Genomic DNA, 20,776 nt, shown 5'->3' with positions numbered 1-20,776 from the left:
GTCCCGCCACCCGCCCCGTGCGTCAGCTGTACGGGTCACCCGACCTCAACTCTCCCTCGCGGGAGCCTCCTTCGCCCAGTTCCGCGGCCGCGCCGCGCAGCCGCAGGGCCTGCTCGATCGCCTCGGCGAGCTCCCGGACCACCGCGGATCCCGAACGGTCGGCGATCGCCTCGGCCCGCTCACCGAGCACCCGCAGCCCGGGGTCGCCCGGCAGGTCCCCGCCGCGCAGCTCGTCCGCGAAGTAGGCGGCGATCGCGGTCAGTTGGAGGCTGTCGTGGCCCCCGTCCCACACTCCGGCGCCGAGGGCCTCGACCGCGACCGTGCCGGAGCGCTCGTGCGGCGCCCGGGTCGCCGGGTCGAGCCAGCGGACCGTGGCGGTGGCGACCCGGCCCGTCGCGCCCGGCCGGGTCTTCACCGCGTACAGCGCGGTCACCGTGTGCCCGGCGCCGACCTCACCGCCGTCCACCCGGTCGTTCCGGAAGTCCCCGTCGGCCACCTCCCGGTTCTCGTAGCCGATCAGCCGGAAGCTCTCGACGGTCCGCCGGTCGAAGGCGACCTGCGCCTTGGCGTCGCGGGCCCGCAGCTCGACATGGGCCGGCAGCTGGTCGACGAAGACCTTCCGGGCCTGCTCCGAGGTGGAGACGTACGTCGTGTGGCCGTCGCCCCTGTCGGCGAGGCTCTCCATGAACTCGTCGCCGTACTCGCTGCCCACCCCGACGCCGAAGAGCGTGATCCCGTGGGCCCTGCGCTCCTCGTCGATGCGGCGGAGGATCGCGTCCGCGTCGGTCTCGCCGGTGTTGGCGAGCGCGTCGGAGAGCAGCACGACCCGGTTGGTCGCCCCCTCGCGGCGGCCCTCGACGGCGACGTCGTAACCGGTGCGGACACCCGCCCCGACATTGGTGGACGAGGCCGTCGCCAGGGACTCCACGACCTCGCGGATCCGGCCCCTGGCCTCCCCGACACGGGTCATGGGCAGCCGGGTCTCGGCCTCGTCGCTGAAGGTGACGAGGGCGATCGAGTCGTCGTCGCGGAGCTCGTCGGCGAGCAGCCCGAGGGACTCCTTGACGAGGTCGAGGCGCCCGGGCTCGTCCATCGAGCCGGAGATGTCGACGACGAAGGTGAGGGCGGCGGGCGGGCGTTCGCCGCTCCGGTCCGCACCGCGGGTGGCGAGCCCCACCCGGACCAGGGACCAGCCGTCCCGCCCGGTGCGGGCGCCGTCGATGCTCACGCCGAAGCCGTTGTCCGCCGGACGCGGGTAGTCGGGGCGGAAGCTGTTGACGAACTCCTCGGGGCGCACCGTCGACGCCTCGGGCAGCCGGCCCTCGGCGAGGGTGCGGCGGGCGTAGCCGTACGAGGCGGTGTCCACGTCCAGCGCGAAGGTCGAGAGGTAGTCCGGGGCGGGGGGCCTGCTGCGCTGTTCGCCCTCCTCGGGCGCGGGCGCGTCGGCCCCCGGCGTGGCCGTCCCGGGGGCGACGTACCCGGGCTGCGTGGCCCCGCCGCCACCGGTGGCGCCCGGTGCGGTGCGGCCTCCCTCGGCGCGCGACACGTCGCGGGTCTCGCCCGGCCCGGCGCAGCCTCCGACGGCCAGTCCGGCGGCGAGCAGCCCCGCGATCGCGGCCCCGAACCGGGCCCCCGGGCGGCCGTTCGCCGCTGTCTTCTGTCGACTCATCTCATCTCCCCCTCTTCGTACGGCACTTGTGAATGTGACGAACGAAGGGGCCGGAGGGAGCCGTCGGATGAGTTGCGGATGGATCTCGATGTGACAACGGCGACCGGGGCGGACGCGGGTGGCATGGATTCGCCATCCTTCTCAACAGGGCTTGTCACCGTGTGCAGTCACATGCGTACATGGAGTGGACATCGATCGGGCGGGGGTGGTCAGCGGTGGCAGAGAGCGCGGGCTCCGTGATGCTCGCCCGTTCGGCGATGAACCGGGCCGCGACCGAGGGACAGCGGCCCGCGGGGCGCCCGGTCCGGGGCGCGCGGCGCATCAGTGCCGCGCTCGCCGGGCTGGCCGCTTCCACCCGGCACGAGCTGCTCACCTTCGACGACCCCGTCGCCTCCGCGGGCCGCGCCATCCCCGGGCCGTTCCTGGAGCTGGCAGGAGCGTGCATGCGGGCCGCGGCGGAGCGGGCCGAGGAGGTGCGGCGGATCGTGCCGAGACATGCCCTGCCCCGGCTGGAGAGCGAGCTGGGGGTTCCCGGCCGGGCCCGGTTCGCGGAGGCGATCCCGTTCAAGATGATCCTCGTGGACCGGACGGTGGCGGCGGTCCCGCTCGACCTGGAGCTGCTGTACAACGGCCTGTTGCTGATCCGCGACCCGGTGGTGGTGCAGGCCCTCGTCCGGGCGCACCACGCCTGCTGGGCGGCGGCCGAGGAGCTGACGTACGTCCCGCCCCCGGCTCCCCCGCCGCGGGATCTCGCACCGCAGCTGCGGCCGGTCCTCGACGCGCTCCTGTCGGGACTCACGGACGAGACGGCGGCGGCCAGGCTCGGCATGTCGGCGCGGACGTACAGCCGCCGGGTGGGCGAGCTGATGGCCGCCCTCGGCACGACGAGCCGCTTCCGCGCGGGCGCGGAAGCGGCTCGAAGGGGGTGGGTGTAGGGACTGCTCCCACGAGACGTCGTCTTTCCTACGAGACGACGTCCTTACGGGCGAAGCCACGGAAGGCCAGCGCGAAGAGGACCAGGGCGTACGTCACCGAGATCGCCGCACCCTTGATCATGCCGCCCCACTCCAGCTGCGGCTGGAGCGCGTCGATCCAGGCGAACTGCCAGTGCGCGGGCAGGAAGTCGCGCCAGTCGCCGAGCGCCGTGACGGCGTCCAGGACGTTGCCGACGATGGTCAGGCCGACGGCGCCACCCACCGCGCCGAGCGGGGCGTCGGTGCGGGTGGAGAGCCAGAAGGCGAGCCCGGCGGTGACCAGCTGGGAGACGAAGACGAACGCGACGGCGATGCCGAGGCGCAGCACCGCGTCCATGGCGGGCACGGAGCCGCCGGTCGGCAGCTGGAGCGGCCCCCAGCCGTAGGCGACCGTGCCCGCGGCGAGGGCCACGAGCGGCAGGAGGACCATCGCGGCCGCGCTGTAGCCGAGGGCCACCGTCAGCTTCGAGGCGAGGAGCCGCGAGCGGGGCACGGGCGCGGCCAGGAGGTAGCGCAGCGAGGACCAGCTCGCCTCGGAGGCGACGGTGTCTCCGCAGAAGAGCGCGACGGGGATGACGAGGAGGAAGCCGGCCGAGACGAAGAGGCAGGTCGCGGCGAAGTTCGCGCCGGAGGCCGTCGCCGTGTCCATGAGGGTGATCCGGCCGTTGCGGTCGCCGTCCCCGGCGCCGCCGATCGCGAAGGCCGCGATCAGGACGAAGGGCAGGGCGACGAGGATCCCGCCCATGATCAGGGTGCGGCGCCGCTTCCACTGGCGCAGCGCCTCGACGCGCAGCGGCAGGGTGCGTCCGGGCCGGTAGCCGGGGGCGGAGTCCGCCGGGCCCCTGAGGGTGCCGGTGGTGCTCATGCGGATCCTCCTCCGATCAGGGTCAGGAAGGCGTCTTCGAGACGCCGGTGCGGTCCGACCCCGGTCAGCGGCACGTCCAGCCGGACGAGGTCGCCGATGAGGGCGGTCGCGTCCGCGCCGTCGAGTCGGACGAGGAGCCCGCCGTCGGTGCGGGCGGCGGAGCCGACGCCCGGGAGGGCACCGACCTTCTCGACGAGCGGGTCGTCGACCTCGCCGGCCAGGGTCACGAGCAGCGTGTCGCCGGAGCCGGTGATCTCGGCGACCGGACCGGCCTGGACGAGCTGTCCACGGTCCATGACGACCAGGTGGGTGCAGGACTGCTCGACCTCCGCGAGGAGGTGGCTGGAGACGATGACGGTCCGGCCCTCGGCCGCGTACCGGATCATCACCTCCCGCATCTCGCGGATCTGCGGCGGGTCGAGGCCGTTGGTCGGCTCGTCGAGGATGAGCAGGTCCGGCAGGCCGAGCATGGCCTGGGCGATGGCGAGGCGCTGCCGCATGCCCTGCGAGTAGGTCCGCACGGCGCGTTCGAGGGCGCTGCCCAGGTTCGCGATCCGCAGGGCGTCGTCGACGTGGGCGTCCTCGGCGGGCCGGCCGGTGGCCTTCCAGTACAGCTCCAGGTTCTCCCGGCCGGAGAGGTGCGGCAGGAAGCCGGCGCCCTCGACGAAGGAGCCGACCCGGGACAGGACCGGGGCGCCGGGGCGGACGGCCTGGCCGAAGACCCGGATCTCGCCCTCGTCGGGCTGGATGAGGCCCATCAGCATGCGCAGGGTGGTGGTCTTGCCGGCGCCGTTCGGGCCGAGGAGGCCGAGGACCTGCCCCTGCTCGACGCGGAAGGAGAGGTCACGGACGCTGTACCTGTCGCCGCCCGCGTACTTCTTGGAGAGCCCGGTGATCTGGAGGGGTACGGAGGTGAGCGCAGGGTCCGGCGCCGGGGCCGCCGTGCGGCGGCGGGCGGTCAGGAGGAGGGCCGCGGCCACCACGAGGCCGAGGAGCGGCAGGCCCCAGACCCACCAGGGCAGCGCGGCGGCCTGGGTGTCGAGGCCGGGCGCGGTCGGGACGGTGAGCGGGCCCTCGACGGCGACGGTGTAGCCGGCCGGGACGGCCGGGGAGGCGTAGCCGAGGTCGGTGGCGGCGAGGACGAGGCGCAGCCGGTGCCCGGCCTCCACCTCGTGGTCGATCGCGGGCAGGGTCAGGGTGACGCTGTGCCCGGCCTTGGCGTCCGCGACGCGGACGGGGGTGACGAGCTGGGAGGGCAGCACCTGCTGTCGGCCGTCGGGCCCGACGTCGTACATCTTGGCGAAGAGGACGGCCGAGCCGTCGGCCGCGGTGGAGGTGACCTTGACGCGGACGGTCGGGGTGCCGGTGATCCGGACGGCCCCGGTCTGCGGCTTCGCGTCGAAGCGGGCGAACTGGCCGGGGAAGTCGAGGGAGAGGCCGACACCGAGGGAGGAGAGGCCGGAGAGGCCGCCGCCGAGACCGGGGACGGCGGAGATCGCGGGCGGTGCGGCGCCGGCCGGGTTGGCGAAGGTCTGCGGCGGCCCGGCGAGGGCGAAGCTCTTCGTGGCGGCGGTCAGGCCCGGGTAGCGGTCGGCGGTCGCGGCGCGCAGCGTGGCCTGTCCGTCGGTGGAGTCGACGCCGCCGGTACGGCTGACGCGGAAGGCGGGACCGGTGTCGGTGGAGGTGTCGCGCTTGAGCCAGCGGTCGAACCAGGTGCTGATCCGCCGCTCGACGCGCTCGGTCTCGCGGTCTCCGCCGTCGTGGCCGCCGGCGATCCAGTCGACGGCGACGGGGGCGCCGTTGGCCTTGAGCGTGCGGGCCATGGCGTCGGACTGGGCGAGGGTGAAGAGGGAGTCGGTCTGGCCCTGGACGATGAGCGCGGGCACCTTGATCCGGTCGCCGACGGCGGAGGGGCTGCGGGCCTCCAGGAGGGCGCGGGCGGCGGCGTCGGGCTTTCCGCTGACGGCGACGCGCTGGTAGAGGGAGCAGAGCTCGGCGGTGAAGCGCCCGCAGCCGTCGGCCCCGGCCGCACCCGGGCGGTTCGCCGCGCCACCCTGGTCGGCCGCGCCCGGCCGGTCGGGCATGCCCGGCTGGTTGCCGGCGGAGAAGAAGATCCCGGCCCAGAGCTTCTTGAAGACGTCGTTCGGGAAGAGGGCGTCGGCGAGGTTCCAGTAGGTGATCTGCGGGGCGACGGCGTCGACGCGCGGGTCGTGCCCGGCGGCGAGCAGGGAGATCGCTCCGCCGTAGGAGGCGCCGGTGACGCCGACGCGCGGGTCGCCGGCCTTGTCGAGGAGGACCTCGGGGCGGGCCGCGAGCCAGTCGATCAGCTTCCGGACGTCCGCGACCTCGTGGTCGGGGTCGTTGAGGCCGATCTCCCCGGTGGAGGCGCCGAAGCCGCGGGCGGACCAGGTAAGGACGGCGTAGCCGTCCCGGGCGAGCTGTTCGGCCTGGGCGCGGACGTCGTTCTTCGAGCCGCCGAAGCCGTGGCCGAGGAGGACGGCGGGGCGCCGCCCGTCTCCGCCGCTCGTGAAGTACGAGGTGTCGAGCCGCACGCCGTCGATGTCGAGCGCCCGGTCCGCGCGGTGCACGGGCGGCGGTTCGTCCGAGGCGACGGCGGTCCAGGTGCCGGCACCCGCGAGGACGGCGAGGACGGCGGTGACCGCGGCCCACCGGGGAAGTCGGAGTCGCATGGGTCGAGCCTAAGCGGGCGGGGTCGTACGGCACTGCGGTCCCAGGGGGGAGGCGGCGGACCTCCTGGGGTCGTACGGCGGCCCGCCGCGTACACCGGACGCAGTACCCGGCGGCGCGTGCACCACGCTCAGTCCTCGCGCACCACGCGCAGTACCCGGCGACGCGCGCACCGCGCACCCTGCCCGACGGCGACGGCCCCCGGGGTGCGGTGCGCACCCCGGGGGCCGTTCGTTCCGCGTCACACGTCAGTGGTTGCGGGGGAAGCCCAGGTCCACGCCCGCCGGGGCGTCGGACGGGTCCGGCCAGCGGGTGGTGACGACCTTGCCGCGGGTGTAGAAGTGCACGCCGTCGTTGCCGTAGATGTGGTGGTCGCCGAAGAGCGAGTCCTTCCAGCCGCCGAAGGAGTGGTAGCCCACCGGCACCGGGATCGGCACGTTGACGCCGACCATGCCGGCCTCGACCTCCAGCTGGAAGCGGCGGGCCGCGCCGCCGTCGCGGGTGAAGATCGCGGTGCCGTTGCCGAACTTCGAGGCGTTGATGAGGGCGAGGCCCTCCTCGTACGTCTCGGCGCGCAGCACGCAGAGCACCGGGCCGAAGATCTCGTCCTGGTAGGCCGCGGCCGTCGTCGGCACGTGGTCCAGCAGGGACAGGCCGATCCAGTGGCCGTTCTCGTGGCCCTCGACCGTGTACCCGGTGCCGTCGAGGACGACCTCGCAGCCCTCGGCCGCCGCGCCGGTGACGTAGGAGGCCACCTTGTCGCGGTGGACGGCCGTGATGAGCGGGCCCATCTCCGAGGTCGGGTCGGTGCCGGGGCCGATCTTGATCTTCTCGGCGCGCTCGCGGATCTTCTGGACGAGCTCGTCGCCGATCGAGCCGACGGCCACGACCGCCGAGATCGCCATGCAGCGCTCGCCGGCGGAGCCGTACGCCGCCGAGACGGCCGCGTCAGCCGCCGCGTCGAGGTCGGCGTCCGGGAGGACCAGCATGTGGTTCTTCGCGCCGCCGAGCGCCTGGACGCGCTTGCCGTTGGCGGAGGCGGTGGTGTGGATGTGGCGGGCGATCGGGGTGGAGCCCACGAAGGAGACCGCGGCGACGTCCGGGTGCTCCAGGAGGCGGTCCACGGAGACCTTGTCGCCGTTCAGGACGTTGAAGACGCCGTCCGGGAGGCCCGCCTCGGCGAGCAGCTCGGCGATCTTCAGGGCCGGCGACGGGTCCTTCTCGCTCGGCTTGAGGACGAAGGTGTTGCCGGTCGCGATGGCGATCGGGAACATCCACATCGGCACCATGGCCGGGAAGTTGAAGGGCGTGATGCCCGCGACGACGCCCACCGGCTGGCGGATCGAGGCCACGTCCACGCGGTTCGAGACCTGGGTGGAGAGCTCGCCCTTGAGCTGGACGGTGATGCCGCAGGCCAGGTCGACGATCTCCAGGCCGCGGGCGACCTCGCCGAGCGCGTCCGAGTGGACCTTGCCGTGCTCGGCGACGATCAGCTCGGCGATCGCGTCGCGGTTGGCGTCGAGGAGCGCGCGGAACTTGAAGAGGATCGTGGTGCGCTGCGCGAGGGACGAGGTGCCCCAGGTCGCGAAGGCGTCCTTGGCGGCGGCGACGGCGGCGTCCACCTCCTCGACGGAGGCGAGCGCGACGCGGGTGGTCACGGCACCGGTGGCCGGGTCGGTGACCGGGCCCCAGTTGCCCGACGTGCCCTCGACGGCCTTGCCACCGATCCAGTGGTTGACAGTCTTGACGGTGTTCGTCATGACGAGATGCTCCTTCAGAGATGGCGGCGTCGGGCGGTGACGTGCCGGTCGTACTCCTCGCGGGCCTTGACCGCCGACGGGCGGGTCGACGTCTCGGCCACGGGCACATCCCACCATGCCTGGGCCGGGGGCGGGCCCGACACTGTGTCTGCCGTTTCGGTCTCGACGTAGACACATGTGGGAACCATCGCCGCCCGTGCGTCCGCGAGGGCTTCCCGCAGGTCACGCACGGTGCGGGGGCGCAGCACGCGCATGCCGAGGGAGGCGGCGTTGGCCCCGAGGTCGACGGGGAGCGGCGCGCCGGTGAACGCGCCCTGCGGGTCCCGGTGGCGGTAGTCGGTGCCGTACCGCTCGGCGCCGACCGCCTCCGAGAGGCCGCCGATGGAGGCGTACCCGAAGTTCTGCAGGATGACCAGCCGCAGGGGCAGCCGCTCCTGCACGGCGGTGACGATCTCGGTGGGATTCATCAGGTACGTACCGTCGCCGACGAGCGCCCAGACGGGCCGGCCGGGTGCGGCCAGCAGGACGCCGAGGGCCGCCGGGATCTCGTAGCCCATGCAGGAGTACCCGTATTCCACGTGGTACTGGTCCGTGGAGCGGGGCCGCCAGAGCTTGTGGAGGTCGCCGGGCAGGGAGCCCGCGGCGTTGATCAGGATGTCGCTGCCGTCGACCAGAGTGTCGAGTACGCCGAGGACCTGGGCCTGGGTGGGGCGGGCGTCCTCGTCGGGGACGGCGTAGGCGGCGTCGACGCGGCGCTGCCAGCGGAGCTTCTCCTCGGCGTACTCGTGGACGTAGTGCTGGGTGACGTGGTGGGGCTCCACGAGCGAGTGGAGCTGCTCCAGTCCCTCGCGGGCGTCCGCCACGAGCGGGAGCGCGGACAGCTTGTGGGAGTCGAAGGCGGCGACGTTGAGGTTGACGAACGTGACGTCGGGGTGGCCGAAGAGGGTGCCGGAGGCGGTGGTGAAGTCGGTCCAGCGGGTGCCGACGCCGAGGACCACGTCGGCGGTGCGGGCCAGGTGGTCGGCGACGGCGGTGCCGGTGTGGCCGATGCCGCCGACGTCCTGGGGGTGGTCGTGCGGCAGCACCCCCTTGCCGGCCTGGGTGGTGGCGACGGGGATGCCGGTCAGCGCGGCGAAGTCGTGGAGCGCCTCCTCGGCCCCGCTGTGGCGGACGCCGCCGCCGGCGACGATCAGCGGGCGGGTGGCCCGGGCGACCGCCGCGACCGCGGCGTCCAGTTCGGCCTCGTCCGGGGAGGCGCGGCGGACCCGCCAGACCCGCTCGGCGAAGAACTCCTCCGGCCACTCGTACGCCTCCGCCTGGACGTCCTGGGGCAGGGCGAGGGTCACCGCGCCGGTCTCCACGGGGTCGGTGAGGACCCGCACGGCGGCGAGCGCGGCCGGCACGAGCGCCTCGGGCCGTCCGACGCGGTCGAAGTAGCGGGAGACGGGCCGCAGGCAGTCGTTGACCGACACATCGCCGGTGTGGGGGAGTTGGAGCTGCTGGAGGACGGGGTCGGCGGGGCGGGTCGCGAAGGTGTCGCCGGGGAGGAGCAGGACCGGCAGGTGGTTGATCGTGGCGAGGGCGGCGCCGGTGACGAGGTTGGTGGCGCCGGGGCCGATGGAGGTGGTGACGGCGTGCGCGGAGAGCCGGTTGGACTGGCGGGCGTAGCCGACGGCCGCGTGCACCATGGCCTGTTCGTTGCGGCCCTGGTGGAAGGGCATGCGCTCGGCCTCCTCGACCAGCGCCTGGCCGATCCCGGCGACGTTGCCGTGGCCGAAGATGCCCCAGGTGGCGGCGATCAGCCGGTGCCGTTCGCCGTCGCGCTCGGTGTGCTGGGCGGCGAGGAAGCGGACGAGCGCCTGGGCGACGGTCAGCCGGACGGTCATGCGTATCCCTCCGTGTGATCCGGATGGAAGGAGATCTTCCACTCCCGCTCGGCTCCGGGGCCCGCCATGACGTTGAGGTAGTAGAGATCGTGCCCCGGCTGGGCGATCGAGGGCCCGTGCCAGCCGTCCGGTACGAGGACGGTGTCGCCGTCGCGGACCTCGGCGAGGAGCTCGGCGCCGCCAGGCCGGGAGGGCGAGACGCGCTGGTAGGCGAGGCCGTGCGGGCCGGCGATCTCGTAGTAGTAGATCTCCTCCAGGACGGACTCGGCGCCCGGGCGGTGCTCGTCGTGCTTGTGCGGCGGGTAGGAGGACCAGTTGCCGCCGGGGGTGACGACCTCGACGGCGATCAGCCGGTCGCAGGCGAAGGCGCTCGCGGCGGCGAAGTTCCGCACCTGGCGGGCGCGGTTGCCGCTGCCCCGTGTCTCGACGGGAACCTCCGGCGCGGGGCCGTAGCGGGCGGGGAGTCGTCGCTCGCACTTCGCTCCTGCCAAAGCGAAGCGGCCTCCCGCGCCGGAGGCGATCTGGGCGTGGGCGTCGCGCGGTACGTAGGCGAAGTCGCTCACTCCCGTGAACACGCTGTCGCGGCCGAGGAGTTCGATGACTTCGCCGTCGACGCGCACGCTACAGGCACCGGCGAGGGGAAGCACGACCCATTCGGATTCCCCGCTCTCGAAGGAGTGCGTCTCCCCCGGCCCGAGCACGAGGACGCGGAGGGCGGAGTACTCCCAGCCGGCCTGCTTCGGGTCGATGCGGAGCGCGTAGGGCCCGCGGGCGGTGGATCCGGAGGGCAGATGGAGTCCTGTGGGACGGGAGGGGCCGGCGGTGCGGTCGGAGGCGGGGTCGGGCGCGGGATGCATGGCGGATCCCTACCCCCTTTCCGGGATGGATCCCGTGCCCGCGGCGAGTGCCGCGGCGATCTCCTCCGCGTACGGCATGGCGGAGGAGCAGGCGAGGCGGCCCGCGACGATCGCTCCGGCGGCGTTGGCGTGGCGCAGGGTCCGTTCGAGGTCCCAGCCGGCGAGGAGGCCGTGGACGAGGGCTCCGCCGAACGCGTCGCCCGCGCCGAGCCCGTTGACGACGTCCACCGGCAGCGGCGGCACCTCGGCGGACGTCCCGTCGGCGGCGAGCGCGAGGACGCCCTCGGGCCCCCGCTTCACGACGGCGAGCCGGACCGCGCCGGTGGCGAGCAGCGCGCGGGCGGCGGCGTGCGGTTCGCGCTCCCCGGTCGCGACCTCGCACTCGTCGAGGTTGCCGACGGCGACGGTCGCGTGCCGCAGGGCCTCGGCGTAGTACGGGCGGGCCTCGGCCGGGTCGGTCCAGAACGCGGGGCGCCAGTCCAGGTCGAGGACCGTCACCTCCCGGCCGGCCCGGGCGCGCAGCGCCTCCAGGGTCGCGGCGCGGCTCGGTTCGGCGCAGAGGCCGGTGCCGGTGGCCCAGAAGACCCGGGCGGCGCGGATCGCCCCGAGGTCGAGCTCGTGCGGGTGGATCTCCAGGTCGGGGGCCTTGGGCAGGCGGTAGAAGTGGAGCGGGAAGTCGTCGGGCGGGAAGAGCTCGCAGAAGGTGACGGGGGTGGGGTAGGCCGCGACCTCGGTGACCCAGCGGTCGTCCACGCCGAAGCGCTTGAGGTCGTGGTGGAGCGCGGTGCCGAAGGGGTCGGCGCCGGTGCGGGAGACGAGCGCGGTGCGGCGGCCGAGCCGGGCGGCGGCGACGGCCACGTTGGCCGGGGAGCCGCCGAGGAACCTGCGGTACGTCTCGACGCGGTCGAGCCCGACGCCGCTCTGGAGCGGGTACAGGTCCACGCCGAGGCGCCCCATGGTGATCAGCTCGTACGGCTCCGTCTCCACGCGCCACCTTTCGCCTCCGGCCCCGCCCTCAGGTCTAGTCGGCCGCCGGGAGGCGTGTCAACGACATGTCCGGACATTCGGACGCGGGGCGAAGGCGGGGCCGCGGCGGGGCGAGGGCGCGGCGGAGGGCCTGCCCCGGGCGCGCCGCGCGGGTCCCCGCCCGCTTGACGGTCCTCTCGCGACCCGGTCAAGGTGGCAGACATGACGAAGCCGCCGAAGCCGTCGTTGCCCCCGTCACCCTCGCCTCCCTCCCGCATCCGCATCGGCTCCGCGCCGGACTCCTGGGGGGTGTGGTTCCCCGACGATCCCCGGCAGGTGCCGTGGCAGCGCTTCCTCGACGAGGTCTCCGGCGCGGGCTACGAGTGGATCGAGCTGGGTCCGTACGGCTATCTGCCCACCGACCCTGCCGTCCTCGCGGAGGAGACCGCGCGGCGCGGGCTGAAGGTCTCGGCGGGGACGGTCTTCACCGGGCTGCACCACGGCCCGGGCGTCTGGGACCGCACCTGGGCGCACGTCGCCGAGAACGCCGCGCTCGCCCAGGCGATGGGCGCCGGCCATCTGGTCGTCATCCCGTCGTTCTGGCGGGACGACCGGACGGGGAAGGTCCTGGAGGACCGCACGCTCACCGCGGAACAGTGGCGGGATCTGACCGGTCTGACGGAACGTCTGGGGCGGGAGGTGCGGGAGCGGTACGGGCTGCGGCTCGTCGTCCATCCGCACGCCGACACCCACCTCGACGGCGAGGAGAGCGTGACGCGCTTCCTCGACGCCACCGACCCGGAGGCCGTCGCGCTCTGTCTGGACACCGGGCACTACGCCTACGCCGGCGGGGACAGCGTCAAGCTGATCGAGAGCTACGGGGAGCGGATCGGCTACCTCCACCTCAAGCAGGTCGATCCGGAGGTCCTGGCCCGGGTGGTGGCCGAGGAGGTGCCGTTCGGGCCCGCGGTCGCACGGGGCGTGATGTGCGAACCGCCGTCCGGGGTGCCCGCCCTGGAGCCGGTGCTGGAGGCGGCGCGGGCGCTGGACGTGGACCTGTTCGCGATCGTCGAGCAGGACATGTACCCGTGCGAGCCGGATGTCCCGTACCCGATCGCGCTGCGTACCCGGCGCTTCCTCCGCTCCTGCGGCGTGTGACCGGCGCATACCTGCCTGACCGGGGGTGACGCACGCGGACACACCGGCGTCCGCGTGCATCACTTCCGTCACACAGGTCGCTTCCCCGTCACACGTATCTCCGTTACGCGGGTCTTCCGTCACAGGCGCTCGACAGCCGCTCTCCTCCTGCCGGCAGGGGTCGTTCAACGGGCACAGGCTCAGTGATCACCAACGCCCGCCCGCAGCGCCCCCGAACGGCACCCCCTGCCGCCGCTGCGCGGTGTGCAGGGAGGTACCAGGCATGACGGACAGAAGGCTCTGGTCGTACAAGGACATCGCCGCGCACATCCGCGTCCAGCCGGACACGGTCCGGTCCTACCGGAAGCACGGCCTCCTGCCGACGCCCGACCAGGTCGAGTCGGGCAAGCCCTACTGGTACGCGGACACGATCCGCGCCTGGGTCGCCAGCCGCCCCGGCAACCGGGCCCGCCGCGACTGAGGCCTGTCCGAGAGAGAAGGCGACGCCGGGCCCCGGAGTGATCCGGGGCCCGGCGTCGTGCCGTGCCGCGTCAGTGGGCGGGGCTGTACTCCTTGCGGTCGGCGTCGGTGTCGGTGTCGGTGTCGGTCCCTGCGTCGGGACCGGAGGCGGTGATGGGGGCCGGGGCGTCCGACTCGCTGACGCCGAAGCGTTCGTGGAAGCGGCGCAGCGGCGCCGGGGCCCACCAGGTGAGGCGGCCGGTCAGCTTCATCACGGAGGGGACGAGGAGGCTGCGGACCACCATGGCGTCCATGAGGACGGCGAGGGCGACGCCGAGGCCGAGCATCTTGGTGTTGGTGACCCGCGACGTGCCGATCGCGACCATGACGACGGCGAGGATCACGGCGGCGGCGGTGATCAGACCGCCGGTGCGGCGCAGGCCGAAGCGGACGGAGTGCTCGTGGTCGCCGGTGGCGTCGTACTCCTCCTTGATGCGGGAGAGCAGGAAGACGCCGTAGTCCATGGAGAGCCCGAAGGCCACGCAGAACATGAGGACGGGCAGGGTGGTCTCGATGTCGCCGGTGGCGGTGAAGCCGAGGAGTCCGGCGAGGTGGCCCTCCTGGAAGACCCAGACGACGGCACCGAACATCGCCGTGAGGCTGAGGGCGTTGAGGACGACCGCCTGGACGGGGACGATCACGCTGCCGGTGAGGAGGAAGACGAGGAGCAGGGTGGCGAGGACGACGATCGCCGCCGCCCACGGCAGCCGGTCGGCGAGGGCGTCCTTGGAGTCGACGAGGACGGCGGCCTGTCCGGTGACGGAGGTGTCGAAGGGCGCGGGCGCGGCGCGGAGTTCGCCCACGACCCGCTGGGCCTCGGGGCCGACGGTCTCGCCCTCGGGCACGACGGTGAAGTAGGCCTGGCCGGCGCCGGCGCCCGCGGTGACGGGGCCGTCGGCCCGGTCGACGCCCTCGATGCCGGCGATCCGCTCGCGGAAGGCCTCGTACTGGGCGGGGGTGGCCTCACCCTCGGCGAGGACGGTGAGCCCGCCGCCGGGGCTGCCGGGGAAGCCGTCGCGGAGCTGGTCCTGGACGACCCGGGAGGCGGCGGTGGTGGGGAGCTGGCGGTCGTCGGCGGTGCCGAACTTCACGCCGAGGAAGGGCAGCCCGAGGAGGACGAGTCCGGCGGCGGTGGCGACGGCGAAGACGGGGGCGCGGCGCATGACGAGACCGGCGGCCCTGGCCCAGCCGGACCCGTCGGTGTCCTCGCGGGGCGGGCGGCCGCGGCGGAGGAGGCGGCGCAGGTCCAGGGCGTTGACCCGGTCGCCGAGCAGCACGAGGGCGGCCGGGAGCAGGGTGAGCGCGGCGGTCGCGGCGAGGACGACGACGGCGATGCCGGCGTAGGCGAAGGAGCGCAGGAAGTACTGCGGGAAGACGAGCATCGCGGAGAGCGAGACGGCGACGGTCAGCGCGGAGAACAGCACGGTCCGGCCAGCCGTGCGCAGGGTGGTGCGGACGGCGGTGTACGTGTCGGCCCCGGTGGCGAGCTCCTCGCGGTAGCGGCGGACGACGAAGAGGGCGTAGTCGATGGCGAGTCCGAGCCCGAGGGCGGTCGTCAGGTTCTGGGCGAAGACCGAGACGTCCGTGAACTCGGTGATGCCGCGCAGGACGGCGTTGGTGCCGAGGATGGCGACGATGCCGACGCCGAGCGGCAGCAGGGCGGCGACGGCGCTGCCGAAGACCATGACGAGGAGGACGAGGGTGAGGGGCAGGGCGATGAGCTCGGCCCGGAGCAGGTCCTCCTGGATGACGGTCTGCATCTCGTGGCGGACGGCCAGTCCGCCGCCGAGGGAGACCTCGACGGGTCCGTGGGTGCCCCGGTACTCGGGGGCGATCCGGTCGAGGATCGCGGCGGCGTCCTTCTCCTCGCCGGCGATCCGGGCGGCGATGACCGCCTGGCGGCCGTCCTCGGAGCGGAGGGCGGGCGAGCCGGTGGACCAGTAGGAGCCGACGCCGTCGACACCGGGCTCGGCGTCGAGCCGCTCGGCGAGCCGGCGCGCCTCGGCGACGACGGCGGGGTCGTCGACGGCGGCGGTCTTCGTGGCGCCCTCTGACGTCGTGGCGCCCCCGGCCTTCCCGGTGTCGACGAGGAGCAGCAGGTTGGGCTGGGAGCCGGGGAACTCCCGGGCCAGCGCCTCCGTCGCGTACGTGGACTCGGCGGCCGGGTCCTCCCAGCCTCCGCTGCCCATCCGGTCCGCGACGCCGCCGCCCGCCAGGACGGCGAGGGCGGTGAGTACGAGTGCCACGAGGAGCGTGAGGCGCGGCCGGGCGGTGACGAACCGCGTCCACCCGCCGCCCGTACCCCCGCCGGGCGCTGATTTCTTGACTTCGGCCATGACGCGGTGTCCCCTTCACCTGACCCATGTGCGCGCTTCCCGGCAGGTCACATGGGTCACCCATTGCCATAGAATGGCAAACACGAGTGATCGCTCGCGTTTCCTTAGAATGCGAGCGACCTCTCGCATTTGTCAAACGCACCACAAGGAGAGCTGGGGACGGTCATGTCCGAGAAGCCCGAGATGTCCGAGGACCCGAAGCCGCGGCGCCGCCAGGCCCGCGGTGAGCGCCGCATCACGCAGCTGCTCCAGGCCGCCGCGAACGTCTTCTGCGCGAACGGGTACACGGCGGCCAGCACCAACGCGATCGCCCGCGAGGCGCACGTCTCGCCCGGCACCCTCTACCAGTACTTCCCGAACAAGGAGGCCATCGCCGTCGAGCTCGGCGAGCGCCTCATGCACGAGATGCGCGAGGCCCACGGACAGGCCTTCACCCCGGAGAACCTGGCCCTGCCCCTGCCCGAGCTGCTCGACGCGGTCGTCGACCCGCTGATCGCCTTCAACTGCGCCAACCCGGTCTTCCTCGCCCTGATGCACGGCTCCGAGGTCCCCGGCCAGATCGCGGAGGAGCACGACGCCCTGCACGCCTCGCTGATCGAGCGGGTCCGGCAGCTGATCGCGCACTACCTCCCGGACAGCCCGCCCGCGGACTGCGTCCGGGTCGCGGACATGTCCTTCGCGGTCTTCAAGGGCGGCCTCCACCTGGTCCTCGCCACCCCCGAGGGCCCCGAGCGGGACGCCACGATCACCGAGCTGAAGCAGGTCCTCCTGCGCTACCTCGACCCGGTCATCGGCACGGGCGTCCCCACGGCCGGCGCCCCCGCGATCGCCGACGGTGCACTCACCACGTCTCGGACCCCCTGACCGCCTCGGCGGGCCGCCCCTTCTCCCCCGCCCGCGCCCGCAGTTTCAGCGCGAGGAGCGGGAAGACGAGGACGGAGACCATGCCGGCCCCGACGAGCGCCGCCGCGTCGCCGGGCGACAGCTCGTGGTCCTCCACGCCGATGGTCGTGATCGCGACGACGAGCGGCAGCGCCGTGGAGCCGTAGAGGACGAGCCCGCCCCGGTCCCTGCGGCCGAGGTCGCGCGGGGCGAGGAACCAGATCGGCCCGCCGCGCACGAGCAGGAAGAGCAGCAGGAAGACCGGCAGCAGGAGCAGGGTGCGGCCGCCGGAGAGGAGCGAGTCCAGATCGAACTCGATCCCGGTGACGACGAAGAAGACCGGGACGAGGAAGCCGAAGCCGACGCCCTCGACCTTCTCCAGGATCTCCGGGCCGCTCTCGGGCGCGGCCCCGGTCAGCACGAGCCGGGTGATGAGACCGGCCGCGAAGGCACCGAGCAGCACGTCGAGACCGAGCGCCGTCGAGGCCCCCAGCATCAGGGCGAGCACGAGGAAGACGAACCGGACGGCGAACTGGCCGCTGCTGTGCAGGGTCTTGGCGATGATCCGCGAGAACCACGGCGGGCGCGGGCGCAGCGCCCAGAAGACGGCCGCGGCCGTGAGCGCGGCGAAGGCGCCGAGGAGCACCGCCGACTCGGCCGCGGCGCGCCCGCTGAGCAGCAGCGCCATCGCGATGATCGGCCCGAACTCCCCCACCGCGCCGAAGGCCATGACGACCGAGCCGAACCGGCCGTGCAGCGCGCCCGCGTCCCGCAGCACGGGCAGGACGGTGCCGAGCGCGGTGCTGGTCAGCGCCACCCCGATGAAGACGCCTTTGGCGTAGCCGCCGCCCAGCAGGATCCCGGTGCCGAGCCCGAGCGCGAGGGCGGCGACCCAGGACCAGACCGCGCGCCGGAGGGTGTCGCCGCGGACCTTGCCGAACTCGATCTCGTACCCGGCCAGGAAGATCAGCATGGTGAGGCCGAGCTGGGAGAGGCCGTCGATCAGCGCGTCGGAGCGGGCCCAGTCCAGGACGTCGGGGCCGATGAGGATGCCGAGCAGGATCTCGAAGATGACGAGGGGTACGGGGAGCCTGCGCCCGACGGCGTAGGCGAGCAGCGGCGCCAGGACGGCGATCGCCATGATCAGGATCAGCGTGCTCCCCGAATGCGACATAACGGGGTATTTACCATAGGCTCCGGCCACTCGCGTGACACGAGCGGGACCCGCACGACGATTCATACCCCCTAGGGGTATAATCAGCTTCCGTAAGGACCTTCGAGGAACCGCACCCAGTATGGAGAGCGCCATGACCGCAGAGACGAAGACCGAACTCACCACCGTCTACCAGGTCAAGGGCATGACCTGCGGTCACTGCGAGGGCGCGGTCTCGAGCGAGATCTCCGAGATCCCCGGCGTCTCCTCGGTCACCGCCGTCGCCAGGACCGGCGAGGTCACCGTCGTCTCCGACGCCGCCCTCGACCGCGCGGCCGTCGCCGCCGCCGTGGACGAGGCCGGCTACGAGCTGGTCTGACCCCCGCCGGATCCGACATCGCAGGGCCGTACCGTTGTTCCGTACGGCCCTGCTCCCGTTTGGAACCGCACCATGACCGGCACCACCGTCACCGAGCTGACGATCGGCGGGATGACCTGCGCCTCCTGCGCCGCCCGCGTCGAGAAGAAGCTCAACCGGATGGACGGCGTCACCGCGACCGTCAACTACGCCACCGAGAAGGCGCGCGTCGAACACGCGCCGGACATCGGCGTCGACGCGCTGATCGCCACCGTCGTGAAGACCGGCTACACCGCCGAGGAACCCCTCCCTCCGGAGCCCGAACCCGCCGGGGACCATGGCGAGGAGGACCCCGAGCTCGCCTCCCTCCGGCAGCGGCTGACGGTCTCCGCCGTCCTCGCCGCACCCGTGGTCCTGCTCGCCATGGTCCCCTCGCTCCAGTTCGACAACTGGCAGTGGCTCTCGCTCACCCTGGCCTCCCCCGTCGTCGTCTGGGGCGGGCTGCCCTTCCACCGGGCCGCCTGGACCAACGCCCGGCACGGCGCCGCCACCATGGACACCCTCGTCTCGCTCGGCACCCTCGCCGCCTACGGCTGGTCGCTCTGGGCCCTCTTCCTCGGCGACGCCGGCATGCCCGGCATGACGCACGGCTTCGACCTCACCGCCGACCGCGCCGACGCCTCCTCCACGATCTACCTGGAGGTCGCAGCCGGGGTCGTCACCTTCATCCTGCTCGGCCGCTACCTGGAGGCCCGCGCCAAACGGAAGGCCGGCGCCGCCCTGCGGGCCCTCATGGAGCTCGGCGCCAAGGACGTGGCCGTCCTGCGCGGGACCACGGAGGTACGGATCCCGGTCGAGGAACTGCGGACCGGCGACCTCTTCGTCGTACGCCCCGGGGAACGGATCGCCACCGACGGCACCGTCACCGCCGGCGCGTCCGCCGTCGACGCCTCCCTGCTCACCGGCGAGTCGATGCCCCTGGACGTCACCGAGGGCTCCGAGGTGACCGGCGGCTGCGTCAACGTCTCCGGTCGGCTCACCGTCCGGGCCGCCGCCGTCGGCGCCGACACCCGCCTCGCCCGGATGGCGAAGCTCGTCGAGGACGCCCAGAACGGCAAGGCCGAGGTCCAGCGGCTCGCCGACCGGATCTCCGCCGTCTTCGTCCCGGTGGTGATCCTGCTCGCGCTCGGCACCCTCGTCACCTGGCTGCTGCTCACCGACGACCCGACGGCCGCCTTCACCGCCGCCGTCGCCGTCCTGATCATCGCCTGCCCCTGCGCCCTCGGCCTCGCGACCCCGACCGCCCTGATGGTCGGCACCGGCCGCGGCGCCCAGCTCGGCATCCTCATCAAGGGCCCCGAGGTCCTGGAGTCCACCCGCCGCGTCGACACCGTCGTCCTCGACAAGACGGGGACCGTCACCACCGGCCGGATGCGGCTGACCGCCGTCCACGTGCACGGCGGGCGGTACGGGACCGACTCCGCCGACGAGACCGAGCTGCTGCGGCTCGCGGGCGCCCTGGAGCACTCCTCCGAGCACCCGGTGGCCCGTGCGATCGCGGCCGGCGCCGCCGAGCGCTGCGGAGAGCTCCCCACCCCCAAGACCTTCGAGAACGTGCCCGGCCTCGGCGTGCGCGGCTCCGTCGACGGCCGGCTCGTCCTCGTCGGGCGCGCCGCCCTGCTCGCGGCCGAGGGCGTCGAGGCACCCGCGACGGCGGAGCCCGGCGCCGTCCACGTCGCCTGGGACGGGGTCGCCCGCGGCACCCTGACCGTCGCCGACACCGTCAAGGACACCAGCGCCGAGGCGGTCACCCGGCTGCGCGGCCTGGGGCTCCGCCCGGTGCTGCTCACCGGCGACCACCGGGCGGTCGCGGAGGCCGTCGCGGCGGAGGTCGGCATCGACGAGGTGATCGCGGGGGTGCTGCCCGAGGAGAAGGCCGGGGTGATCCGGCGGCTCCAGGAGGAGGGCGGGACGGTCGCGATGGTCGGCGACGGGGTCAACGACGCCGCCGCCCTCGCCACCGCGGACCTCGGCCTCGCGATGGGGACGGGGACGGACGCGGCCATCGAGGCGAGCGACCTGACCCTGGTCCGCGGCGACCTCCGCGTCGCGGCGGACGCCATCCGGCTCGCCCGCCGCACCCTCGCGACGATCAAGGGGAACCTCGCCTGGGCCTTCGGCTACAACGTGGCCGCCCTGCCGCTGGCGGCGGCCGGACTGCTCAACCCGATGATCGCGGGGCTCGCGATGGCCCTTTCGTCCGTCTTCGTCGTATCCAACAGCCTGCGACTCCGGCGGTTCACGTGAATTGACCTACACGTGACGCACAGGACCTTCACAAAGAGATCTAGATCACAGATATTGGGGGGTAACCATCTGGGCTGTTCGCGAGTCTAAGTGGGCGATGCCGAGAACGTCTTGGGGGACGTTCATGGGATGTCTTGGGGGACGTCCCTAGGCAAGCGTTGGCCGGGGCACGTGCACCGGGGAGCTTTGAGCGGCCCTCCCGTACGTACCCCGGCAGACCGCGTCGCGCCCGACCCGCGCAGCTTCTGCTGACGCCGGCAGACGCCCGGCCCGGATCCCGTGGGGGGAATCCGCACCGGGGGATATGGGAAGCGCCCCGCCTACCGACCCGTGGGGGGATCGGTAGCGGGGCGCTTCTCGCGTTCTTTTCGAGGCTCGGTTCGCCTCCGGGGCGCTCCAGTCGGTGTCGAGAGGGCGAT

15 protein-coding genes are annotated in these 20,776 nt (G+C 73.4%); 6 read left to right on the top strand and 9 right to left on the bottom strand.

Annotated features, from left to right (window positions below):
- Window positions 1–22: 22 nt before the first annotated feature.
- Window positions 23–1,669 carry a von Willebrand factor type A domain-containing protein gene (locus ACF08F_RS14880; RefSeq protein ID WP_392298883.1) on the bottom strand — a complete coding sequence of 549 codons (1,647 nt, stop codon included), beginning with the start codon at window positions 1,667–1,669 and terminating at the stop codon, window positions 23–25.
- A gap of 215 nt (window positions 1,670–1,884) precedes the next feature.
- Here ACF08F_RS14880 and ACF08F_RS14875 point away from each other — a divergent pair, with 215 nt between their 5' ends.
- Window positions 1,885–2,604 (top strand): DNA-binding response regulator, encoded by a 720-nt coding sequence (locus ACF08F_RS14875; protein ID WP_392298882.1) that lies wholly within the window; start codon window positions 1,885–1,887, stop codon window positions 2,602–2,604.
- 28 nt (window positions 2,605–2,632) lie between these two features.
- Here ACF08F_RS14875 and ACF08F_RS14870 read toward each other — a convergent pair whose 3' ends face one another.
- The 6 genes from ACF08F_RS14870 to iolC all read right to left on the bottom strand — a co-directional run bounded on the left by ACF08F_RS14870 (window position 2,633) and on the right by iolC (window position 11,656).
- Window positions 2,633–3,508 carry an ABC transporter permease gene (locus tag ACF08F_RS14870; protein ID WP_392298881.1) on the bottom strand — a complete coding sequence of 292 codons (876 nt, stop codon included), beginning with the start codon at window positions 3,506–3,508 and terminating at the stop codon, window positions 2,633–2,635.
- Entirely contained in the window at window positions 3,505–6,198 is a 2,694-nt protein-coding gene (locus tag ACF08F_RS14865) for a CocE/NonD family hydrolase (protein ID WP_392298880.1), read from the bottom strand. Before ACF08F_RS14865 ends, ACF08F_RS14870 begins: the two co-directional genes overlap by 4 nt.
- A gap of 246 nt (window positions 6,199–6,444) precedes the next feature.
- Window positions 6,445–7,956 (bottom strand): CoA-acylating methylmalonate-semialdehyde dehydrogenase, encoded by a 1,512-nt coding sequence (gene mmsA, locus ACF08F_RS14860; protein WP_392298879.1) that lies wholly within the window; start codon window positions 7,954–7,956, stop codon window positions 6,445–6,447.
- Between the two features lie 14 nt (window positions 7,957–7,970).
- Entirely contained in the window at window positions 7,971–9,842 is a 1,872-nt protein-coding gene (gene iolD, locus ACF08F_RS14855) for a 3D-(3,5/4)-trihydroxycyclohexane-1,2-dione acylhydrolase (decyclizing) (protein ID WP_392298878.1), read from the bottom strand.
- Complete coding sequence (gene iolB / locus ACF08F_RS14850) at window positions 9,839–10,699, bottom strand: 5-deoxy-glucuronate isomerase (protein WP_392298877.1); 861 nt, start codon at window positions 10,697–10,699, stop codon at window positions 9,839–9,841. Before iolB ends, iolD begins: the two co-directional genes overlap by 4 nt.
- Window positions 10,700–10,708: 9 nt before the next feature.
- Window positions 10,709–11,656 carry a 5-dehydro-2-deoxygluconokinase gene (gene iolC, locus ACF08F_RS14845; RefSeq protein ID WP_392299115.1) on the bottom strand — a complete coding sequence of 316 codons (948 nt, stop codon included), beginning with the start codon at window positions 11,654–11,656 and terminating at the stop codon, window positions 10,709–10,711.
- Between the two features lie 231 nt (window positions 11,657–11,887).
- Between iolC and ACF08F_RS14840 the strand changes: the two genes are divergently transcribed.
- Complete coding sequence (locus ACF08F_RS14840) at window positions 11,888–12,823, top strand: sugar phosphate isomerase/epimerase family protein (protein WP_392298876.1); 936 nt, start codon at window positions 11,888–11,890, stop codon at window positions 12,821–12,823.
- 262 nt (window positions 12,824–13,085) lie between these two features.
- Window positions 13,086–13,283 carry a helix-turn-helix transcriptional regulator gene (locus ACF08F_RS14835; RefSeq protein ID WP_392298875.1) on the top strand — a complete coding sequence of 66 codons (198 nt, stop codon included), beginning with the start codon at window positions 13,086–13,088 and terminating at the stop codon, window positions 13,281–13,283.
- Between the two features lie 70 nt (window positions 13,284–13,353).
- Here ACF08F_RS14835 and ACF08F_RS14830 read toward each other — a convergent pair whose 3' ends face one another.
- Complete coding sequence (locus ACF08F_RS14830; RefSeq protein WP_392298874.1) at window positions 13,354–15,657, bottom strand: MMPL family transporter; 2,304 nt, start codon at window positions 15,655–15,657, stop codon at window positions 13,354–13,356.
- Between the two features lie 165 nt (window positions 15,658–15,822).
- On the opposite strand from ACF08F_RS14830, the gene ACF08F_RS14825 reads away from it, so the two are divergent.
- Complete coding sequence (locus ACF08F_RS14825; RefSeq protein ID WP_392298873.1) at window positions 15,823–16,521, top strand: TetR/AcrR family transcriptional regulator; 699 nt, start codon at window positions 15,823–15,825, stop codon at window positions 16,519–16,521.
- On the opposite strand, the gene ACF08F_RS14820 is transcribed toward ACF08F_RS14825, so the two are convergent.
- Window positions 16,499–17,713 (bottom strand): cation:proton antiporter, encoded by a 1,215-nt coding sequence (locus ACF08F_RS14820; protein WP_392298872.1) that lies wholly within the window; start codon window positions 17,711–17,713, stop codon window positions 16,499–16,501. The genes ACF08F_RS14825 and ACF08F_RS14820 overlap by 23 nt on opposite strands.
- A 133-nt stretch (window positions 17,714–17,846) precedes the next feature.
- On the opposite strand from ACF08F_RS14820, the gene ACF08F_RS14815 reads away from it, so the two are divergent.
- Together ACF08F_RS14815 and ACF08F_RS14810 are read left to right on the top strand one after the other, a co-directional pair.
- On the top strand, window positions 17,847–18,071 hold the full coding sequence (locus ACF08F_RS14815) for a heavy-metal-associated domain-containing protein (protein WP_392298871.1): 225 nt from the start codon (window positions 17,847–17,849) through the stop codon (window positions 18,069–18,071).
- A 72-nt stretch (window positions 18,072–18,143) separates the two neighbouring features.
- Window positions 18,144–20,357 carry a heavy metal translocating P-type ATPase gene (locus tag ACF08F_RS14810; protein ID WP_392298870.1) on the top strand — a complete coding sequence of 738 codons (2,214 nt, stop codon included), beginning with the start codon at window positions 18,144–18,146 and terminating at the stop codon, window positions 20,355–20,357.
- The last annotated feature ends 419 nt before the right edge of the window (window positions 20,358–20,776 follow it).

The organism is Streptomyces sp. NPDC015130 (assembly GCF_043080005.1).
Lineage (GTDB): Bacteria > Actinomycetota > Actinomycetes > Streptomycetales > Streptomycetaceae > Streptomyces.
Note: the sequence above shows the minus strand (reverse complement) of the source record. Positions and strands in the feature narration are given on the sequence as shown.